Source organism: Psychrobacter sp. TAE2020, from assembly GCF_018919485.1.
In the GTDB taxonomy this organism is placed as follows: domain Bacteria; phylum Pseudomonadota; class Gammaproteobacteria; order Pseudomonadales; family Moraxellaceae; genus Psychrobacter.
Genome location: NZ_JAHLMU010000001.1, coordinates 2256319 through 2276115, shown reverse-complemented (window position 1 = coordinate 2276115; position 19797 = coordinate 2256319). Strand labels below are relative to the sequence as shown.

The following is a 19797-nucleotide window of genomic DNA, read 5'->3' as shown; positions in this document are numbered from 1 at the left end:
ACCCTATGAAAGACTCTGTAAAAAAGGCAAAGCAAAACCGCCGCCGTTGCGCATTACTTAAACAGCGCTCAGCGTGACGGTTGTATTAGCTATATATTGGTTGATTGCTTGGTCTAGGGTAATACGACTATTTGCAGATATTTGCACAAATGAGCACAGTAAATCACCTCTATTACTTCCGTTAATTATCTAACCTATTTAAATGCTGTAGAGAGCTTTTTAACTACCATAAGCTGGATTACAAACCTGTTCTACTCGTTGGAAGCTGTGACTCTCATTTAAAGCGAATATATATGGCAATATGGACGTTTACTAATGTTTTTCATACGGTAAAATTGAATAAAAACTTTAAAATAGTAAGATTGATAGCCGTAAAAAACACGGCATAATACTTGGGATGACTGTACATATATGAGCATAGCCAGTTACGACATGCTAGATGAGTCTATGAAAGATGTCCTTTCGGACTCTCTGATAAGATTAATATATATTAGTGGATTAAACACTACTAGTGACTCTGTATTTAAGCATATACAGAGTCACTCAGAATCTTTTAATAAAGACAATAATATCGCAGGATTTTTGTGCAATAACGACCAAAGCTTTTTGCAATGTTTAGAGGGCACAAAGGATGTTGTCTCTTCGCTTATGCAGAGAATCTTTAAAGACGAAAACCACAAAGATGTGGCTGTTGTTTTTGCTAAAAAGGTAAGTGGTTATAGTTTTACAGATTGGCGTATGCACAGTCTCAATTTAGATAATGATAATTGGGAAAAGTTTTCAAACCATACTAAGGTAAGTGATATCTCACCATTCAAACCACAGCATTGGCCCTCTTGGTTCATTGAACATTTCATCGAAACTGTAAAAAAAATCGATTACTCTGACATAAATCAGAGCTATATTACCTTTGATACTCTAGGGTATTCCGCTATTAAAAAGAAGTTAGCTCGTGATAATGTTTTGTTTTATATATTTCTTGGTTTACTAATTTGCTCTGCGACGGTGATCTTACTGTTTAGACATGATGTTATTTTTTAATGTTTATAACGATATCTATCACTCATTATAGGCTGGGTTTTTAACCCAGCATTGTAATTCTGCAAAGTCTTGAAGCTGGGTTAAAAACCCAGCCTACACATCGCACTGACCCAACCTACACACCACAACCTTGCTTATAGCGCAAATTATTTCAATCATGATAAAGAGTAAATCTATCATCTATATCGCTATAGCTCCAACCTTTGGGATATAGGCCATCGGATATGAATTTATGAATGGTTGAATACTTCCATTCTGTTGGCTGTGAACAATAACCATGTTTTACAGGGTTGTAATGAATGTAGTCAACGTGCTGTTTATAGTCATTATCGTCGCGAATGCGATGTTCCCAAAACCGACGTTGCCAAAGTCCACGCTCTTTCTTATCTGCTCTTGATGGCGATATGTTTTCAGACTCTAATTTGGGTATTTGACGAGAGAAGTTTGCTTTTAAATTCGCTACAATATTGGCATAGTTGTCATTATCATCAGCTAGGGTTATCAATAAGTGTACATGGTCAGGTAATACGACCATCGCATTTAACTCAAACGACTGATGCTGCTTAGTTTTTTTAAACGCCTGACGAAATTCATTAATATGCGTTGTCAGCAGCTGTGACTGACGATCTTGTAAGTTAAAAGTGAGAAAATAACATCCGCCTTTGGTTTTGTCTCGAATATAATTTCTCATGATTGAGGTCACCCCAAAGCTAAATTATTTCACAAACTAAATCTTATCTTAATTTGAGACTCGTTGTAGGCTAGATTGGTTTGGTAGGCTGTTTTTTCGTAGGCTGGGTTTTTAACCCAGCGTTGTAATTCTCCAAAGTTTTAAAGCTGGGTTAAAAACCCAGCCTACACATCGCGCCCTATTCCAAATCAGCCATCAACCACCACCCGCTTCTTACCCGTCAAAAGCTGCTGCATCAATGCCTTTTTCTCTTGCTGAAAATCAGCCAATTGCTGCTCAAGCAATTCAATCTCTTTATCGGCATTGGTCAATACGGTGGCGATTTTTTGTTGTTCTTGTTTAGACGACGGTATATGCATTCTTAAGCTTTTGATGGTTTCAAGTTTTTCATAGGCTGTTTTTTAGTAGGCTGTTTTTTAGTAGGCTGTTTTTCCGTAGGCTGGGTTTTTAACCCAGCATCGTAATTCTGCAAAGTCTTGAAGCTGGGTTAAAAACCCAGCCTACACATCGCGCCCTATCCCAAGTCAGCTATCAACCACCACCCGCTTCTTACCTGTCAATAATTACTGTGGAACAAACCGATAGCCCAGCGTGGTAAGCAAGGTTAAGGCAGGGATTTTTGAGCCGAATTCTTCGGCAAAGTTGATGCTTGCACTGGCGCTAATATTAGAGATTGGATTGGTCATATCTGCCCACTTTAGACATAGCGTTTGTTTGTTTGATTACTTGTTTGGTTTTATCGATTGTAGCCCAAATCTCTACTAAAGACGCCATAAAAAAGGCAACAAAAAACCGCCAAGGTTGCGCGTTACCCAAAGGGCAGGGCGTAGCATGGTGGTTATGTTAAATCTAGTACGTACATTCAATAATTAATATTTATCCAAAAAGTTTATCAATTATAATTTTTTGTACCTCTGGATGAAACTCTTCATACATAGTATTTAGACGAACATTATTTTTTTCTTTTGGCTTAGCAATTTCAAAATTCTCAGTTACTAACCATTTAACATTACGACCAACACTCACTATATTTTTTGTATCTGCTTCGCTTTGTAATAAAACATTATCTACGATAACGCCTATTGCTTTAACGGTAATATTTTTACTACTAGGCGGTGCAGATTTAATATAAATAATATCACCAACCTTCAATGAACTTATAAACTGATGCAACTCTGGTGCTTGATGTTTCTCCCATCCAGGACCTGCTATGTTATGTTTGATAAAGTCACTACTGACGTCTTCATCGTAATACGCACCAACTGCAAATATAGCCATTTAAATTCCTTTTTCATATACTTGATTGACAAATATATTGGGATTGTTAATTGAACCTTTCCTATTTATTTCAGTTTGCTTGCTCAAGATATTCTTTAACGTTAGGATACATCTCATCGACTAAATCTCTTATTTGTTTAGAAGTTTTAGCCTCAACTGCACGATAAATATATGATTCCTCTAATAACCCTTTAGAATGATATATATTCACGGCTGTTACAAATGCAGCATGTGGTGATAACTGAATATCAGAATCATCCTGACCTTGGACAAAAGATTGGGTAAATATATTGTTTAAAGTAATGCCCTCTATCTCTCTATAGGCCGCTTGAACAAACCTTTCATCCTCAAGAAAACGATGTGTCATTTTTTTATCCTTATTGTAAGTGAGGTATTAAATTAATATATCAAAAGCTTAAATATTATAAAAAACGTAAATATTTATAATATGTATTATGTGAATTCTTAACTATTAGTGAGCCCCATCATCTACCTCTATCTATTCGATGATGCATTAATAATTTCATGAAGTCCAGGCATAGTTGGACTTGAATCACCAGATATAAGACCAGTATCGGCTCGGCTAAATAGGGCTTGTAATACAATATTGCGAGCATCAGAATCAAAGTCATCTTTTTCGTGCGTTAATGCTAAATATAAGTGTGTTAACTGCTCACGTTCTTCTGCATCACGCTGTAAGTGATACGAGCTAAATACCATCTTTGAGAGTGCTTTTATAGCGAAGGCATAGATAGACAAAACAGTAATAAATAGTACGACTCCTTGTAAACTATCCAGACTTATAGCGGTGCTTTGTGAGCTTACCCATGCATAGAATAAAGCGCCGAAAACTAAGAACCCAACTACAATAAAACCTGATAAAATCCAAGCCCAACGATTACCTAATTTCTTATATTCCTCTGCTTTGGTCTTCCAATAGCTAGCGGCAGGCTCTAGCCTTAGCTTTTCTTTATAAGTGTTTTCCAAGTTTTCGATTTTTTCTACCCAAAGCCTGAATTGTTCTTGGTCAGAATCTAACTCAGTTTTGACGTCTTTTCTCAGCTTAGTTCGTAGTTCATGAAAATCATCACGCAAACTATCACGGGTTTTGAGAATACTACTTTTCAATTCATTTACAGACTCTTCTTCAAGAGTCGCTCTATCGGTTAAAAAGTTTTCATCTTGTGATTGGAAGTCGTAACCAAGCATTGCTCCTTTGAACCCATCTATAGTATCAAGGCTGGTAAAGTTGGTTTCACTAATAAAGCTAGTAAAAAAATTATTAGCAGCTCTGACTCCTAGTTGTTCTAAAACCTCTTCACCCCTTTTACAAAAACTATTCTCTGAGTGAAACCAATATTTAAAAGAGTTCGAATTAACTCTTTTACTTATGTCATCAACTGCTATCTCTAACTTAGAGCTAGTAGAAAAAATCTCTTCATTTAGGTTTTGATTTATGTCTGTGAAATACTCACCAACTTTTGCAATCAACTTTAAAGACTTGACCTCGTACAACTCAGTTGAGTACTCTGTTTCTAAACTAAGCTTTCTTCCAAGTGAAGAATTAAAGCTTCTCCAAAATTCTGCTTCTGTATTTAAAAAGTCTATCAGTTTCCCCAAAGTTTTGAACTCAAATTCTTTTCCAGCAGCATCTCTAAGTAGAACATTTATCTGTCTATCTTGAACATCAATGTTTCTTAAATCGTTTATATCCATCAATCAACCTCCCCATCAACCACTACCCGCTTATTACCCGTCAACAACACCTGCATCAACGCCTTTTTCTCTTGCTGCAAATCAGCCAGTTGCTGCTCAAGCAATTCAATTTCTTTATCGGCATTGGTTAACACAGTGGCGATTTTTTGTTGTTCTTCAAAACTTGGTAGGAGAATTTTTAATTTGCCAAGCTCACCTAAATAAACCCCTGCCTGAGCAGTAGAGTTTGATTTTCTATGAAGCAAATGAGTGAAGTCGCTACTACTAAATAACTGCATCAAAAACTGGTTACAGACACCTTTTGCAACTCTGATAATAGCTACACTTCTTTGAAGCGTAAACTTCTCGGCTAGCTCTTCTGGCACTAGAGCTACACGCCCAAGCGTTCCAACAACCGTTAGTAAGATATCACCACTTTCAATCGTATACCTAGCATGAATTTTATTATAATCATCTTCGCTAATGTAGGGGGCATCGTCAAAATCAACCGTGTTTTGCTTAGTGATATTTTTAGCTGAAAGCATTGGTACGCCACTTTCATATCTTTCATGCGTGCCATGAGTTCCATCTCTTATAAAGTCAGTTATGTCGCCAAGTTTATACTCTTCCCACTCACCCTCAAACCGCTGACCATTATCATCAAGCAACCGCTTTTTACCTGTCAGCAATTGCTGCATCAAGGCTTTTTTCTGCTGGGTACTATTGTCAATTAAATGCTCAGTAGTGCTAATCGCTTTATCCCAAGTGGATAAGATTTTGGCGATTTTTTGTTGTTCTGGAATTGGTGGAACTGGTAACTTCAAAGACTTAATTATTTTGACAGTTAACTGAGGTTGTGCTGAACCAAAAGCTGCTGAATCTATCTGTCTTGCAATCAGCGAGGACTTACTCAAAGCGTAGAAAAAGTCACTTTCTAATTCAGAGTTTAAACATCCAAGTGTTACCATACCTGAGTTTATTCTTATATTTTCGAAATTAACTGTTTGATCGTAATACGCGAACTGACCAACTGACCCTCTAGTCGTAAGTACAATGTCACCTTTTTTAACTACCCCTTTTCTCAGTTTTCTATGTTTTTCTTCTGAAATAAATTGCGTGTCTAAAAAAGAAAATCCATTTTTTGTCACATTCTTAGCACTTAAGAAAAGGCAGTAGCCAGAATCAAAAAATTCTGATGATTTAGGATATTCTTTTCCTCTATCACCATCGGTTACAGTAATATTAGCTTGTTCAAGAGTTTTAACTTCCCATCCACTAGGCACCATAACCCAACTCCTTTAAAAACCCTGCCATCTCAGTCTCTAAACTTTCCAACTCAGCTTTTAACTCAAGACGCTCAACACGTACCGCATCCAAATCAATCTCTGCTTCTTCCTCAAACGTATCGACATAACGTGGAATATTGAGGTTAAAGTCGTTTTCTTTTATTTCATCAAAGGTGGCAAGGTAGGCGTACTTATCGACATTGTCACGAGCTTTATAAGTCTCGATGATTTTATTAATATTGTCAGGGGTTAGCTGGTTTTGATTTTTACCCGATTTAAACTCATTACTCGCATCAATAAATAGGACTTTGTCATCGCTTCTATTTTTCTTAAACAATAAGATAGCCGCTGGAATCCCCGTACCAAAGAATAAGCTCGCTGGTAAGCCAATGACCGTATCGAGCAAGTTTTCTTCGATAAGTTGCTGACGGATTTTGCCTTCACTAGACGCACGGAACAACACGCCATGCGGTACCACCACACCCATACGACCAGTGGCGGGCTTTAGCGTTTCAATCATATGACTGATAAAAGCATAGTCGCCCTTAGTCTTCGGTGGAACCCCACGATGGAAGCGCCCATAGGGATCGCTACTGGCATCCTCATGACCCCATTTATCCAGTGAGAACGGTGGGTTGGCAGTCACTACATCGAATTGTAATAGATGCTTACCGTCTTTATCGAGTAGCAGTGGATTACGGATAGTATCGCCCCACTCAATACGGTGGTTATCCTCACCATGCAGGAACATATTCATCTTGGCCAATGCCCACGTCGAGCCAATAGCTTCTTGACCGAATAGCGCATACTTTTTCGAGCCAGAGTTTTTGCGTACCATTGCCCCGCACTTAATCAATAGCGAACCCGAACCACACGCAGGATCACATATTTGATCGCCTTCAACAGGCGCGAGGATTGTCGCTAATAGATCAGACACTTCGGGTGGCGTATAGAACTCACCAGCAGTCGCCCCACTACCGGCAGCGAAGTGCTTGATTAAGAATTCATAAGCATTACCAATCACATCAAGGCTGCCGACTCGCTCAGCACTTAGATTGAGGATGTCTTTGCCGAAGTCTTCTAATAAGTGACGAAGCAATTCGTTCTTTTGTTTTTCTTGACCGAGCTTATCAGTGTTAAAGCTAATATCTTGGAAGACGTTCTTAAGCTTGGTACCATTGGCTTCTTCTAGCCCATGTAAGGCTTGGTCAATACGTTGACCGTTACCGGCTTGATGACGCTGCTCGTATAAATCCCAAAAGCTTGCGCCTTCAGGCAGTACAAAGCGCTGCTTGGACATCATCGCATGGATCAATTCTGGGTTGTCGCCGTACTGCTCAACCAACTTGTTGTACTCGTCTTTATAGACATCAGAGATATACTTCAAAAACAGCATAGTTAAGATAAAGTCTTTATAAGTATCGGCGCTGATGACCCCACGGAAAGTGTCACAGGCGTTCCATACCGCTTTATTAATATCGTCTTGATTAATCTTATTGGTCATCTGATTAACGGTGCTGGCGGGCATTCTTTATTCCTTAGTACTTTGCAAAGTTATGAACTTTTATAATGCGGTAATGATAGCAGGGTCTAAGATAGTTGGCAGATGTCATTGCTTAAAAATACGATTATAGTAGACAGTGATATAAGCCAATTAAACTAAGCCAATAAGCTACGAGATTAAGCGATGAAAACCCTAGGATTGTGTCTATTAGCCACCCTTAGTTTAGGTGCTTGTACAACTGGCATAAGCAGTAGCATGTTGGCACGCCAGTGGACTGCTATGTAATTAATCCTCATGGCAAGGTTTTGGATAAGAGAGTTGAGTATAGTTATCCCACTGATAAAGGTTTGAGGAAAGACGTCTATGTAAAAAGATAACTTGTGTTTAACAGTAGCGAGTTATAAGTCGCTTTGCCACGCTTAGTCACGCTTAGTCACGCTTGGGCGGTATAGCATAAGTGCCAACCACATGAGCCACCAAATCATCACAGCCTTCTGAATATAAAGATACTTCACCTACGATTAGCGAGCGCCCTACTTTTATCAATTTGCAGTCAGCGATAATGCGGGCTTCTGCTGTTGGTTTACGCAAAAAGTTGATATTAAGGCTAGTGGTTACTGCCAACGGAACAATGCCAATCGTACCTAGTATCGCCACATAAAGTGCGACATCAGCAATGCTCATCAATACAGGGCCGGCAACCGTGCCACCTGGGCGTAGCTCCTTTATACCAATCTCATGCGCTATGATCGCACGGTTATCCCCTACTGCCTCAACTTGGTATTTGGCATGTGGAAACTCTAATGCCATAAAGGCGACGATCTCTTCTTTAGTTGCAGACATACCTAATCCTTGGTCTAATTATAGTTATTATTAACTACCTACTTCTGTTATTGAGGTTTATTGGGTTGTCGCTATCTCACTAAATACTGATAGTAGCCCTTTATTCAAACCCTTTAAACAGCTTAGCTGTTTTGCAGGATATCACCGCTCAAAGCCAATAGAAATGGCAAAACCTATAACTATTTGAACCGTACGTTCTAGAAGCTTACTACCATCAGCATCGTTTTAATGATTGCTGCCCTCAAGCTCTCTACGCCCCTATCTCTACAATAACAGTTGATGATTCGGACTATCAGCAATTTTTAGACAGGCCTAACCTAGCCAACACTGGGTTAAAGTGTTGGGGTATTATCGTTTGCATAAAGTTATGGTTATTGAATACTAATTAAAGGCTAAGTAAGTGAGCCACTCGAAGTGGTTTACTTAGTATCTCTAAGGTGGTGCAGAAATAATAAGGTAGACGAAACTAGGGCAAGAAGAGTTTTAGCGCTATTAATTGTGTGAGTCTTTGAAAGTGGAAAAAGCCAATGAGGCTAAATGTTGTCTCGCCATTAATTATTATTGAGTTAATACACTAATCTGTAGATCGTAATTGCCAGCAAATTTTACATTGGCACTATCAGGGGTAATAGTCACTCTAGTACCCACACCAAACCAGCAGTCACGATAACTCGGGACATCACTAGTGAAATATTGACCAGTAGTAGGGTTTGTATAGTAAAAGTCAATGTTAGCGGTTAATTCTTTGGTTTGATCTATAGCTGATTTTAATTTAGCTCCGGTCATTTTGACTAGACTAGTATTTGAAGTATTATCTGGGGCAATAGATGCGAATGAAGTGTTGAGCTGAAAAGTATTAGGGTTATTTCTTAAAAAAGTTTTTATGGTTTGATATTCGCTATTACAGTTGCTGTTTCGATCTGTGCGGATATAAAAGTTAAATAAGCTTGGTGAACCGAAGTCTCCATTGGTGTTTGGAAAATTTGCTGATAACTGGTTTAAGTTCAAATTAGCCACATTAAAGCCACTTAGATCGGCACGGTTACTCAAGGGAAAGCTCTGAATAGTGTTGCCCCTTGAGATAGCTTGACTGCCGCGATTGAGGAGCTGAGTCTCTGTAGGGGCAAACCTTAAAGTAGTGTTTGGAAAGTTTTGTTTACAGAAATATATTTGACTGTTACTAGCTGAACCGACACGGTTAGCAGCAGTAGTGATATTGATACCAGCAGTATCAGGACAGGCTGCTAATGCTGTTTGTCCCAGTAATCCCACTATTGCCGTTAAGCTTACTTTTAGCAACAATTTATCATAATGAACGATTGATAGTTTTTTAGACATAACGACCTCGGCTTTGAGCTGCTTTTAATTCAAAATATAACCCATATTTGGGTAATATAATTAATATTATGGTTTACGGTACAGCGCTACTTGTTAGAGGTTTTAAAGCTATTTTCAACACAAAGTCGTTAGTGATCTCAATAGACTGCGCTTCATAACCTTTAGAGTTTAAAGTATAAGTGTCTGGTGCTAAGCCAAATATTTGGAAATACCCGTAGCTACCAGTTGTGACACTTTGTATCAGCTTATCTTTTTGATAGATATCAATCACTATCCCTTCTTCTGCTGTGGTTAGCTTGCCTGATATACCATAAGTCTTTTCTAGCTTGATAGGCACTGAAGTAGGGGCATAGTTGCTAACCCGTATACGCGGTGTCTGTAACTCGCTTGAACTATACTCTAAAGGTAGATTGGTGGCATCCATACTCAGAGTATAATCCCCAGCTTTTATATTACTAATCAGATATTGGCTACGGTTCGCTTGAGTTCCAAGCAAACTGGCCTGAACTTGCTGATTGTCTAACTGAAAACTTAAAGTTTCATTGTTGATTGGCGAATCAACGTAGTGAGTTAAGTCCACTACTACACTGCCTGCTTCTTGACGAGGATATTGACCAAATTTCAGGTTTTGCTTGGGTGGCTTAAACATATCAAATGATAGCTTAGCAAACAGATAATTATTCTGCGTCCAAGCGGGTAGCTCACGTTCATTAGTAAATGAGCTGTCATCTATTAAGTCAGTGTAGCGACCGCTAGGTATAGCATCTACATAGCGATGTTTGTAGCCCAAGCTAAAGTTAATGCCATTGCGATGGGTCAACTGCCAATCAGCTAGCCAGCCTACCTGACCATCAAACAAGCTATAGCCAATGCTAACTAAGTTATCTATAGAGCTAGTGCCGATGGATCTAGCATCTGCATCAGCACCAAACAGATTGAACCCATCAAAACGATAGTTGATATCACCTTGGTTCAGTAGTCGACTACTATCATGTAAAGCGCTAACCGACTGCCCAAAGCTAGTACGATAATCAAACTGATGGCGTACTGATAAGGTATCGCTAGTATTATCACCAGATAGACCTATAGTATTGCTTTTGCCATCGTTAGCCGTACGGTTTCTATAGATATCTTGCCAGTTAATACGATAACTATAGCGATCATCAAGGCTGTTCCAGTTGGCACCGACATTTAGCGCATCGTTGAATCGATGATTGATACTGGCATAAGCATAATAGTTATCCGAATCAGTCTCAATCGCCATCTGATCATAATACTGGCTTAGACTGAGGTTAGTTCTATCACTAGGGCTATAATTGAGTAACAGTTGATGACGCTGATCGTTCAATCGATCTATTCGATTATTATCCAATAGGGGTAGCTCTAATACTGCTTTATCATACTGCCGAGCTTGATACTGATAGTAGGCTAATAGTTTTTTGCGCTGATACTGCAGTTGAGCTTGCCATAACTGCTCAATAGTACTATCGGCATAGCTGAAATCAAAATTACTATAGGGTGATAAGCTATAGTTGACCCCTGTATGCCAAGATACTGACTTACTATCATTTATTAAGTTTTGCGCATTAGTGTTAACACCACCGCGTACTGCCAAGCGATTATTAACCCCATATTCAGTATATAAATGTGCTGCAGTACCACTATTATTGTCTCTAAAACCGTATCGGCTATTACTATTAATTAAATTACCACTAGCACCAATACCTGCTTCTATCAAAAGCTCATCAGTTGCGACGTTGGTGCGACGTTTGCCGAGTACGATAGGTCGAACTTCAAGCGGTTGGCGGGCCAATGGATAGGCAAAGATTGCCACCTCAACTAAATTGTCTGTCAAAGTCAATTGGCTGACATCAAGGTTTAAAAATTCGTAACGCCCATCCAATCCAATCTGTACTCGAGCCAAAGCACGGCCACTGATACGCAACTCTGCCACCCCACCCGCTTCACCTATACCAGTTAAATGCTGATAATCCTGATTAGTATTTTGCAACAGACTGCGACTGTCTTGATCAAAATAAGATAAATGACGGCCGATATCTCGATTACTATAGGCAATCATAGCCCCAGTGAATTCTGTGCCTGTGGTCTGCGCCCCTTGACTGAGCGCATTAGGTCTATTAATACCTATACGGGTAGCTAGCTGTTTGCCAGATTTAGCCCAATATAGATTATCTAGTCCCCAATTATCCCAGTCTGATGGGAGGTAGCTAAATCCATTTAAAGCATTGCGTACAAAGCTGTCATTAGCCGATACCTTGCCTTTTCTATCCTCTATCAGATCATTAGAGCTAGCAAAATCGTAACCGATAGCCTTAATACCCCATACTCCCCCTAATCCGTAACCATAGGCACCTAAGTCTGCATATATTTGTCGACTAGTGGACGTTGTATCATCGTCATTGTTATTAGATGGATTATCCCTTGAGGTATTATTGCTCTCGCTAGTGCTTAGGGTGCTATTAAATGACAAACCCAGTAGACCGGCTTGACTAGAACGATAGTCAATGGGTAGGGTGTTACGCTCATTGTTGGCTTTTGGGACACTTATTTGGGCGGGACGCCAACCCATATTTAGCATAATAGCTAAGTCTGGCTGGCTGTACACAGCGGTTATTCCTAACTTTTTTAGAGTACTAAGTGACACATAGTCTTGACCTTGGTAACTATAGATTTGATCGGCTGATAACTGCACTTTACCTATTGGCGTACTGACATCGTAGCCAGCTTGGTTATCGACAACAGTAAAGCTGACCTTAGTTAATTCACTTAAGTCATTAATAGATAAAAAATAGCAGTCTTTTTGCTCATCACGCTCTGGATCTGATGCTGAGTCATAAAGGGCTTCGGTACTCCCTTGTTCCTCTCCATTGATTAATACCCCTACCAAACTAGGCACTAGCACTTTGTTGTTTTTATTGTAAGCTTTGCTAGCCGATAGCTGCGAAGTTGTATTAGCCGCTATAGTTTGTATCTCAGCCAATGCTGAGGGGCAATAAATCACCATACAAGGTAAAGAAACTAAAGTCACTAAACGCAAAGACGAGTACTTTTTAATCATAAGCGCCATAGCGAATCCATTTTATGGGTATGGGAAGTTATACTGATAATCATTACATCATAATAGCAGTATTTCCTAGTTTGAATTTGAACAGTATTAGCCTATTGCACCTCAATGGATACTGGCAACCCATACTGTGACCCAAGCTCAAGAGTTACCCCTTTGCCGTCAGCAGTATAAGTAACAGGGTTGTCGATTTGCTGTTTGATCGACAACATAGCATGGTACTTACCTTTGGCAAAATCCATAGGCAAACGGATAGACATACGAACCGTCTGATAGCCACCAGCAGGAATAGTAAACGCTGTAGGGTTGATCAACACCCATGGTTTTAGTGTGTTCTCACTAGGGTCGATAGGCTTGCCAGCAGCATCCATATCAACCAAGCTCAGAGCGATTTTTTTAGGTTTGCTGCCATAATTATATAGAGTTAACGATTGATTAAGTTTGGCTAGATTCTTACCCTTTGTCAAAGAGACAGTCTCGTCAATACTACCGGGCTGAATACCTAATTGTGCTGGTGGTAGAGAGGTTTGACGATCATTGCGCACCACCATCTGAGCCTTTCCTTGCTCATTTACTGAGTTACTGATAATCAGCTCAGCCTGTGCATAGCTCATACTTGTTAACGTGACAACAACCCCTGTAATTACAGATAGGGCTAAACGTATACTGGCAGATTGACTAGGTAAACATAATTTAGGGTAAGCAGTTAGGATCATCTTTTTGCCTTTATTTAGTTAATTATTAGCAATTAGCTGCAAAGCCTGTAGCGCAAACCCACTTAAGATCTTATAAAGTGATTGATTTGCAGCCCGGAGAATGTCTTGTCGTTAACTATAAAAAATACCAGCAATAATAGCTGGTATTTTTTAGGATGTAGCTAGTGTCGAAGCACTAAGGCTTAGCCGTTAAAACTCTTCAATTATGGAGTAGGAACATTACCAGTAAGAGTCAATAAGAAAGTGTCAGTACCATTACCTGTAACTGTATCAGGTGAAGCGCCAGTGACACCGCGTGTATTGTATTCACCGGCATTATTAGCAGTAGACAGATCTAAGTTAAAAGTAATATCACCTAATACAGGAGTGAAACCTGATTTGATACCTACAGTTGTTGTACCAGAAGTAGTGATTAAAGGATTTGCTGATACTAAAACAGCATTTGAAGTAGTAATAACAGAGGCGTTATTGACAACATTTTTCAAACTAGTATTAGGGTTAGTCAATGTTAGCGAAACACCATTAGCAGAAGATAAGTTACGTACTGCCCAAGCATTTTTTAGAGTAACCGCAACGTTAGTGGCAAGAGCCGTGTTTGAAGTAGTATTAACATCTGTATTGATGCTAGCAGTAGCTGCTCCTAATACCGCCGTTCCTATACGAGTAGTAGCATCGCTTATTTCGCGCGCATCGCTATCATTTGCAGGGGTAGTAAGAACTTCAGTCAAGTTCAGTACAGCATCATCCCAGTGATATAGCACTAAAACTTCAGGTAGCGTTACACGAAAGTCTGTAGAACCACTTATTGCCGCTGAAGCAAAAGAAGATAGAGATAAGGCTAGACCAGTTACTGCTACTTTTGTAAAAATATTCATAATATAAATCTCACGGTTAAAACTATTTTGAAGTTAGGGCATACCAGTAATAGAGTCTAAAATATGTAGTATTCGACTAAAACAGTAACTGGGACACTAAACAGTAACTGGGGAATAAATAATGAGGTAAAGAGGGGAATGTATTCTGTATGCAGAACGCGCAATATCGCATAATTAAATTATAAATGAACTGATAATCAGATGAATGGTATACAAAATCCGATAATCAGTGAAAATTACGTTAAAAATTTTAAAGTTATATTTTTTTCCTTATTTATATAAAACTCTACTGCACTTTCAAGCTCAACTTCGACCTTTTACAATTCGATATCGGTAGCATTAATAGCAGCCAAAAGCTCGCGCTATGCTTGGACTGACCACTAACAGGAACAGCTTTCTCAACTATCTTATTGTTGTTTAGCCCTAACATATATTGTTACGCTTCAGCGTACTAATATTGAAATTTATAGTGTTTTATTTTACCTTTATGTAATATTTATGTAATAATGCCACCAATTAATGACTGATAAAAATTGTGGATGTTTAAACCGTTTTTATTATGCTTATCAAAACTGATAAAAAACTTAAAATCATCGGAGAATTACTTTGCAACTTCAAAAATCTTTATTGACTACTACTCTACTACTTGCCGTTAGCTCTTTGACTGTTGCTAACGCAGCACCTATTACTAGTGATAGCTTCGATGTTTTACTAAAGGTTGATCAGACTTGTACCGTTGTAACTGGTGCTACTGCTGATATTGGTCTTGGTACTGTTGCAGCAGGTCAAGCACAACTAGTAGGTTCTGAAAAGACAGGTTCTACTATTATTACTACAAATTGTTCTGTCGGTTCCTCTGCTAAAATTACACTTCAACCTGTTTCAAGTAAGAGTACCGATGGTACTGGTAAATTAAAAGGTTCTGGACCTACTACTGGTCAAGAGATTGCCTATAAATTAACCTCTGTGTCAAGTGCTGGTCCTGCTTGGGGTACTGCTACTCCAGTAACAACCGCAGCGGCTACTAACTATGCAACTGGTATTGCTACTACTGTTTATGCCACCGTAACTGATACAGCAGATGTTATACCTGGTGATTACCTCGATACTGTAAACGTTTCAGTAACGTTCTAATCTGAATGCTAAGTCTCTGGGTACACCGTGTTGCGATGCCGGTTATTTTATCTGGTTTGCTACTGCCTAACGGTGTGGCAATAGCGAGCGGCCTGCAGGTCTCTCCCATTTCCCTCAGCTTGCAAGCTAAACAAAATGCCAGTGGACTGACGCTCAGTAATACTGGTGACGATGTGATACATGCGCAAGTTCGTGTGTACCAATGGTCACAGGATGAAAAAGGCGATCAGCTCACCGCATCACGAGGGTTGTTGGCCAGTCCGCCGATGATTGAACTGCAACCGGGTGAAAAACAACTCATTCGCATTATCCGCGCATCTGCACCACCGAGCGGTATTGGTGCGGTAGAAAGCAGCTATCGCCTCTCTATTGATGAGCTCCCTATTCCATCTGCTGAGCAGAAGGCGGGCTTGCAGTTTGCACTAAGTTATTCGCTACCGGTCTTTATTCAGCCTGTAGGAGTGCAACAAACTTCTCCAAAGTTGCAATGGACTTATACTGTGCAACCGGATGGTAACCACGTTGCTATGCGTGTTAGTAATAGTGGGAATGGGCGTGCACAATTGGCCAAGCTCAGCATAGATGATACTAGTGGTAACACTATTGAGATAAGCCCCGGTTTACTAGGTTATGTTTTACCCGGTGCTACTATGCAATGGGTGCTCAAAGTACCACCGAATGAATTAAAAAATAGCAGTAAAATTAAGGTAATGATTAATGGAACTGACACGATTCAAAACGTCACGTTGGACAGTGCCGCTCGCTAAAGTTCTTTTAATTCATGGTGTGGTGGTCTCAGCTAGCCATGCAGCACCCCAAAGCGCTTCTATAACTCCTATCCCCACATCTACTCCTGTCAGCTTACCGAATACCGAATTCGTCCAACTCGGCCTCAATGAGGATCCGAGTCAGACGTATGGCTTAGATTTATACCTAGATGTTACGCTTAATGGTGCTAGCGCTGGCTTAGCTCATTTTGATTATCGTGATGAGCAACTGTGGGCAAGTATCGCTGTATTGCAGCAGCTAGGGTTTATTGTGCCACTAGGTACCACCGACCCAGTACCGCTAAATAGTTTCGCCAATATTAAGGTCGACTATAACGCGCGCATGCAATCCGTCGCTATTATCGCCCCTTTAAATACACTCAATCTAAACACCACCGTATTAAATAACCGTGATAACCGTCGTACTCAAGCTAACTCATCGCCTGGGGTTTTATTAAATTATAATATCTATGGCTCACATACTGACAATAATGCGACCAACCTAAGTGCTTTTACCGAAGTACGCGCTTTTAATGCTAATGGGGTATTAAGCTCAACAGCACTAACCACAGGTAACCGCTTTTACAATAACAATGCTAATAGCATTACTAATAACCGTGACTGGGACCATCGTACCGTGAGGTTAGATACCAGTTGGAGCCAGTCCTTTCCTGATAAGCTGATAACCGTACGTGCTGGGGATATTCTTACAGGTGCTCTGTCATGGACTCGCGCTACCCGCTTAGGCGGTCTGCAAATTGGTAGCAACTTTGATTTGCAACCTTATATGACGACCACGCCACTTCCTGCATTCTTTGGCTCAGCCACCCTACCTTCTGCGGTAGAGCTATACGTGAATGGTCTTAAACAATACAGCGGTGACGTCCCTGCCGGCCCTTTTGAGCTCAATACCGCTCCTAGTATTAGTGGTGCGGGTGATGCACAACTGGTATTGACCGATGCGCTAGGACAAAGCTCTACAGTTAACTTCTCGCTTTATGATACCCATCGCTTACTACAGCCCGGCTTGTCAGATTGGTCGGTCGAGCTTGGGGCTGTACGGGAAAACTATGGCATAAAATCCTTCGACTATGGCAGCAATGTCGCCGTCAGTGGCACTTGGCGTTATGGCGTGAATAACCGCTTTACCGCTGAGACTCATGCTGAAGCTACCAAAGATATAGCTAATGCAGGCGTTGGCGGCACTTGGGTATTGGGCGGTCCAGGTGGGGTGTTATTTGCCTCATTAGCGGGCAGTAATAGCCAAGATGAAAGCGGCACCCAATATAGCGCTAGCTATCAATGGAATAATAAACGCTTTAACGTTGGCATCAATACTTTAGGTACCCAAGGCGAGTATCGTGATGTAGCGACCCAATATGGCTCTACCCCTATTCGCCAAAGCTATCAGCTCTCTACCGGCTACGGCAGCCAGTCTTTGGGCAGTTTTGGGGTCAGTTACAATCAAGTAGATTATGCAGAGGATGATAGCGCTCAATTTGCTAGCGCCTATTGGAGCAAGTCTCTAGGCCGACGCTTAAGCATCAATGCCAACTATAATCACGACTTAAACAACGCCAATAATAGCAGTACAGCTATCGGCGCCTCTTTTTCATTCGATGGTAATCTCTCAGTGAGCAGTAGCCTACAACATAACAATGCACAGAATGTCATAGTAGCAGACGCCTCACAGTCAGCGCCCGTTGCTGGTGGATTAGGCTGGCGAGCACAAGCAAGACATAGTGTGAATAGCCATACTGATAACCATAACGATACTAGCGCTCTAGCTGAGCTGAATTATCTGGGTCGCTATGGCCAAGTGCAAGCGGGTATGAGCAATTATAATGGTGATTACGCCATCTATGCTAGTGGCAACGGCTCGCTAGTCATGATGGGTGGCGGGGTCTTTGCGGCCCGACAAATCAATGATGGGTTTGCCGTAGTTACGACCAACGGTATCGCTGATGTACCTGTATTACTACAGAACAACTTTATCGGCACTACTAATAGCCGTGGTCTTCTGCTAATATCGCCACTCAATGCTTACCAAGACAATAAAATTGGCATTGATCCGATGAACTTACCGGCAGATTTACGCATTGATAAGGTAGCGGCTCAAGCGACCCCCACTGATCGTGCTGGTACAATAGTCAAATTCAATCTTGTCCCAGTACGCTCTGCCTCGGTTATTCTAAAAGACAGCAACGATGAGTTTATACCAATAGGCAGCCAAGTGCGTTTAGTCACTCAACAAGCATTGCCAGCAGCTATCGTGGGTTTTGATGGTGAGATCTATTTAGATACGCTTGATGAGCATAACATAGTAGAGGTAGTAACTCCCTTTGGTGATCGTTGCCAAGTTAGCTTTGATTATCAGAAACAAGGTGATGGCATTCCACTTATTGGGCCACTTACTTGTCAAAAGGTACTGTAATGAAACTGTTTCAATGGCACTTTAGTCTTTATTTGATTCCTTTAGCTTTTTTGTTACCGGTCAATAATGCTAACGCTGCACCCATCGTCACTTGTTCAGCATCGATAAGCAATATCGACTTTGGCTCTATTGACTTACTCAGCAATAATCGCTTCACAACCACAGGTACAGTGAACTACTCATGCACCAATACAGGAGATGCTGCACAGGATTTGACCCTCTGTATTAGCCTTGGGAATGAAGGAATCACTCCACGTGCCATAACACCAGTAACACCAGGCCTTACCAACCTTCCTTTTCAAATGTATACCGATAGCGGATATAATAATATTTGGGGATCTATACAAAACCCAACAACCAAAGAGGCAGCTGGTGTCAATGTCACAGTGACTGCTAATGGTGGTGTACAAAGCGGTATAATGACAGTTTATGCCGCTATTCCTGCAAACCAAAGCACAAAAAATTCAAGCACTTATAAAATTGACTATAAAATAAATAATACCCTTGTCACTTCTGTAACCGGTTTAAACAAAAACTGCAAAACGTCAGCTGCATCCTCACCAGGTCCCGGAGTTACAGCTACTCAACGTATGAACGCCTTCTATGTTCAAGCCATTGCTCCCAGCAAATGCCTAATTAATTCTAAAAGTAATATAAATTTCGGTAATAAGCCATCTAGTGCTACCAATATTGAGAGTGTCGGTACTAATCCTATCAATTTAACTTGCACGAATGGTACGGTTTATAATATCGGATTGGCTCCCTCAAATGGTAGTACAGTGGGATTGGGTGCTATGAAAGGAACTACTGGCAATAATAACCAAGTTCCTTATCAACTGCGTTCTACTACTGGGGTTAATGGAACCGTATGGGGCAATACTGCTACCTCTAGTAATGTAGGGAATGGTGTAACTGCTAATGGCACTGGTTTGGCTCAAAATAGAAGCGTCTACGCCACAGTACCTAGCGCTGACTTTAAACCTGACAATTACTCAGATATCGTAACTATTAACATAAATTATTAACTACTGACACTGTACAAAGATTAAAAATGCACCTAAGTTATAGGGGCATTTTTTATGTAAAATTAGCTATTTTATTTAATCCTAC

18 protein-coding genes are annotated in these 19797 nt (G+C 40.3%); 5 read left to right on the top strand and 13 right to left on the bottom strand.

Translation table 11 applies throughout. The features are described 5' to 3' along the window. Positions 1–411 precede the first annotated feature (411 nt). On the top strand, positions 412–1041 hold the full coding sequence (locus KPY62_RS09265; RefSeq protein ID WP_216581748.1) for a BLUF domain-containing protein: 630 nt from the start codon (positions 412–414) through the stop codon (positions 1039–1041). Positions 1042–1192: 151 nt separating this feature from the next. On the opposite strand, the gene KPY62_RS09260 is transcribed toward KPY62_RS09265, so the two are convergent. The 13 genes from KPY62_RS09260 to KPY62_RS09205 all read right to left on the bottom strand — a co-directional run bounded on the left by KPY62_RS09260 (position 1193) and on the right by KPY62_RS09205 (position 14352). Then, entirely contained in the window at positions 1193–1732 is a 540-nt protein-coding gene (locus KPY62_RS09260; RefSeq protein ID WP_216581747.1) for an REP-associated tyrosine transposase, read from the bottom strand. 188 nt (positions 1733–1920) lie between these two features. Next, on the bottom strand, positions 1921–2106 hold the full coding sequence (locus KPY62_RS09255; RefSeq protein ID WP_324033939.1) for a hypothetical protein: 186 nt from the start codon (positions 2104–2106) through the stop codon (positions 1921–1923). Positions 2107–2295: 189 nt separating this feature from the next. After that, complete coding sequence (locus tag KPY62_RS13910; RefSeq protein WP_256932885.1) at positions 2296–2418, bottom strand: hypothetical protein; 123 nt, start codon at positions 2416–2418, stop codon at positions 2296–2298. 190 nt (positions 2419–2608) lie between these two features. Beyond that, entirely contained in the window at positions 2609–3010 is a 402-nt protein-coding gene (locus KPY62_RS09250; RefSeq protein WP_216581745.1) for a hypothetical protein, read from the bottom strand. 70 nt (positions 3011–3080) lie between these two features. Then, positions 3081–3377: a hypothetical protein gene (locus KPY62_RS09245; RefSeq protein ID WP_216581744.1), complete on the bottom strand. Its 297-nt coding sequence runs from the start codon at positions 3375–3377 to the stop codon at positions 3081–3083. Between the two features lie 128 nt (positions 3378–3505). After that, the gene (locus KPY62_RS09240) at positions 3506–4726 is read right to left on the bottom strand and encodes a DUF6161 domain-containing protein (RefSeq protein ID WP_216581743.1); all 1221 of its coding nucleotides are present in this window, start codon (positions 4724–4726) and stop codon (positions 3506–3508) included. Continuing rightward, on the bottom strand, positions 4726–5991 hold the full coding sequence (locus tag KPY62_RS09235; protein WP_216581742.1) for a restriction endonuclease subunit S: 1266 nt from the start codon (positions 5989–5991) through the stop codon (positions 4726–4728). The genes KPY62_RS09240 and KPY62_RS09235 overlap by 1 nt, the downstream gene beginning before the upstream one ends. Continuing rightward, a complete protein-coding gene (locus KPY62_RS09230) occupies positions 5981–7495 on the bottom strand; it encodes a type I restriction-modification system subunit M (protein WP_216583278.1) in 1515 nt (504 codons plus the stop codon). The genes KPY62_RS09235 and KPY62_RS09230 overlap by 11 nt, the downstream gene beginning before the upstream one ends. A gap of 429 nt (positions 7496–7924) precedes the next feature. Continuing rightward, complete coding sequence (locus KPY62_RS09225; protein ID WP_216581741.1) at positions 7925–8338, bottom strand: PaaI family thioesterase; 414 nt, start codon at positions 8336–8338, stop codon at positions 7925–7927. Positions 8339–8896: 558 nt separating this feature from the next. Further along, positions 8897–9676 carry a hypothetical protein gene (locus KPY62_RS09220; RefSeq protein ID WP_216581740.1) on the bottom strand — a complete coding sequence of 260 codons (780 nt, stop codon included), beginning with the start codon at positions 9674–9676 and terminating at the stop codon, positions 8897–8899. A gap of 73 nt (positions 9677–9749) precedes the next feature. Next, positions 9750–12764 (bottom strand): MSCRAMM family protein, encoded by a 3015-nt coding sequence (locus KPY62_RS09215; protein ID WP_228730635.1) that lies wholly within the window; start codon positions 12762–12764, stop codon positions 9750–9752. A 92-nt stretch (positions 12765–12856) separates the two neighbouring features. Beyond that, positions 12857–13375, bottom strand: a complete 519-nt coding sequence (locus tag KPY62_RS09210; RefSeq protein WP_228730634.1) for a hypothetical protein — start codon at positions 13373–13375, stop codon at positions 12857–12859. Between the two features lie 305 nt (positions 13376–13680). After that, positions 13681–14352, bottom strand: a complete 672-nt coding sequence (locus KPY62_RS09205) for a hypothetical protein (RefSeq protein WP_216581739.1) — start codon at positions 14350–14352, stop codon at positions 13681–13683. A 606-nt stretch (positions 14353–14958) separates the two neighbouring features. On the opposite strand from KPY62_RS09205, the gene KPY62_RS09200 reads away from it, so the two are divergent. The 4 genes from KPY62_RS09200 to KPY62_RS09185 are packed head-to-tail and all read left to right on the top strand — an operon-like array spanning position 14959 to position 19712. Beyond that, on the top strand, positions 14959–15486 hold the full coding sequence (locus KPY62_RS09200) for a spore coat protein U domain-containing protein (protein ID WP_216581738.1): 528 nt from the start codon (positions 14959–14961) through the stop codon (positions 15484–15486). 5 nt (positions 15487–15491) lie between these two features. After that, complete coding sequence (locus KPY62_RS09195) at positions 15492–16253, top strand: molecular chaperone (RefSeq protein WP_216581737.1); 762 nt, start codon at positions 15492–15494, stop codon at positions 16251–16253. After that, the gene (locus KPY62_RS09190; RefSeq protein ID WP_216581736.1) at positions 16204–18687 is read left to right on the top strand and encodes a fimbria/pilus outer membrane usher protein; all 2484 of its coding nucleotides are present in this window, start codon (positions 16204–16206) and stop codon (positions 18685–18687) included. The genes KPY62_RS09195 and KPY62_RS09190 overlap by 50 nt, the downstream gene beginning before the upstream one ends. Next, complete coding sequence (locus tag KPY62_RS09185; RefSeq protein ID WP_216581735.1) at positions 18687–19712, top strand: spore coat U domain-containing protein; 1026 nt, start codon at positions 18687–18689, stop codon at positions 19710–19712. The genes KPY62_RS09190 and KPY62_RS09185 overlap by 1 nt, the downstream gene beginning before the upstream one ends. Positions 19713–19797 lie beyond the last annotated feature (85 nt).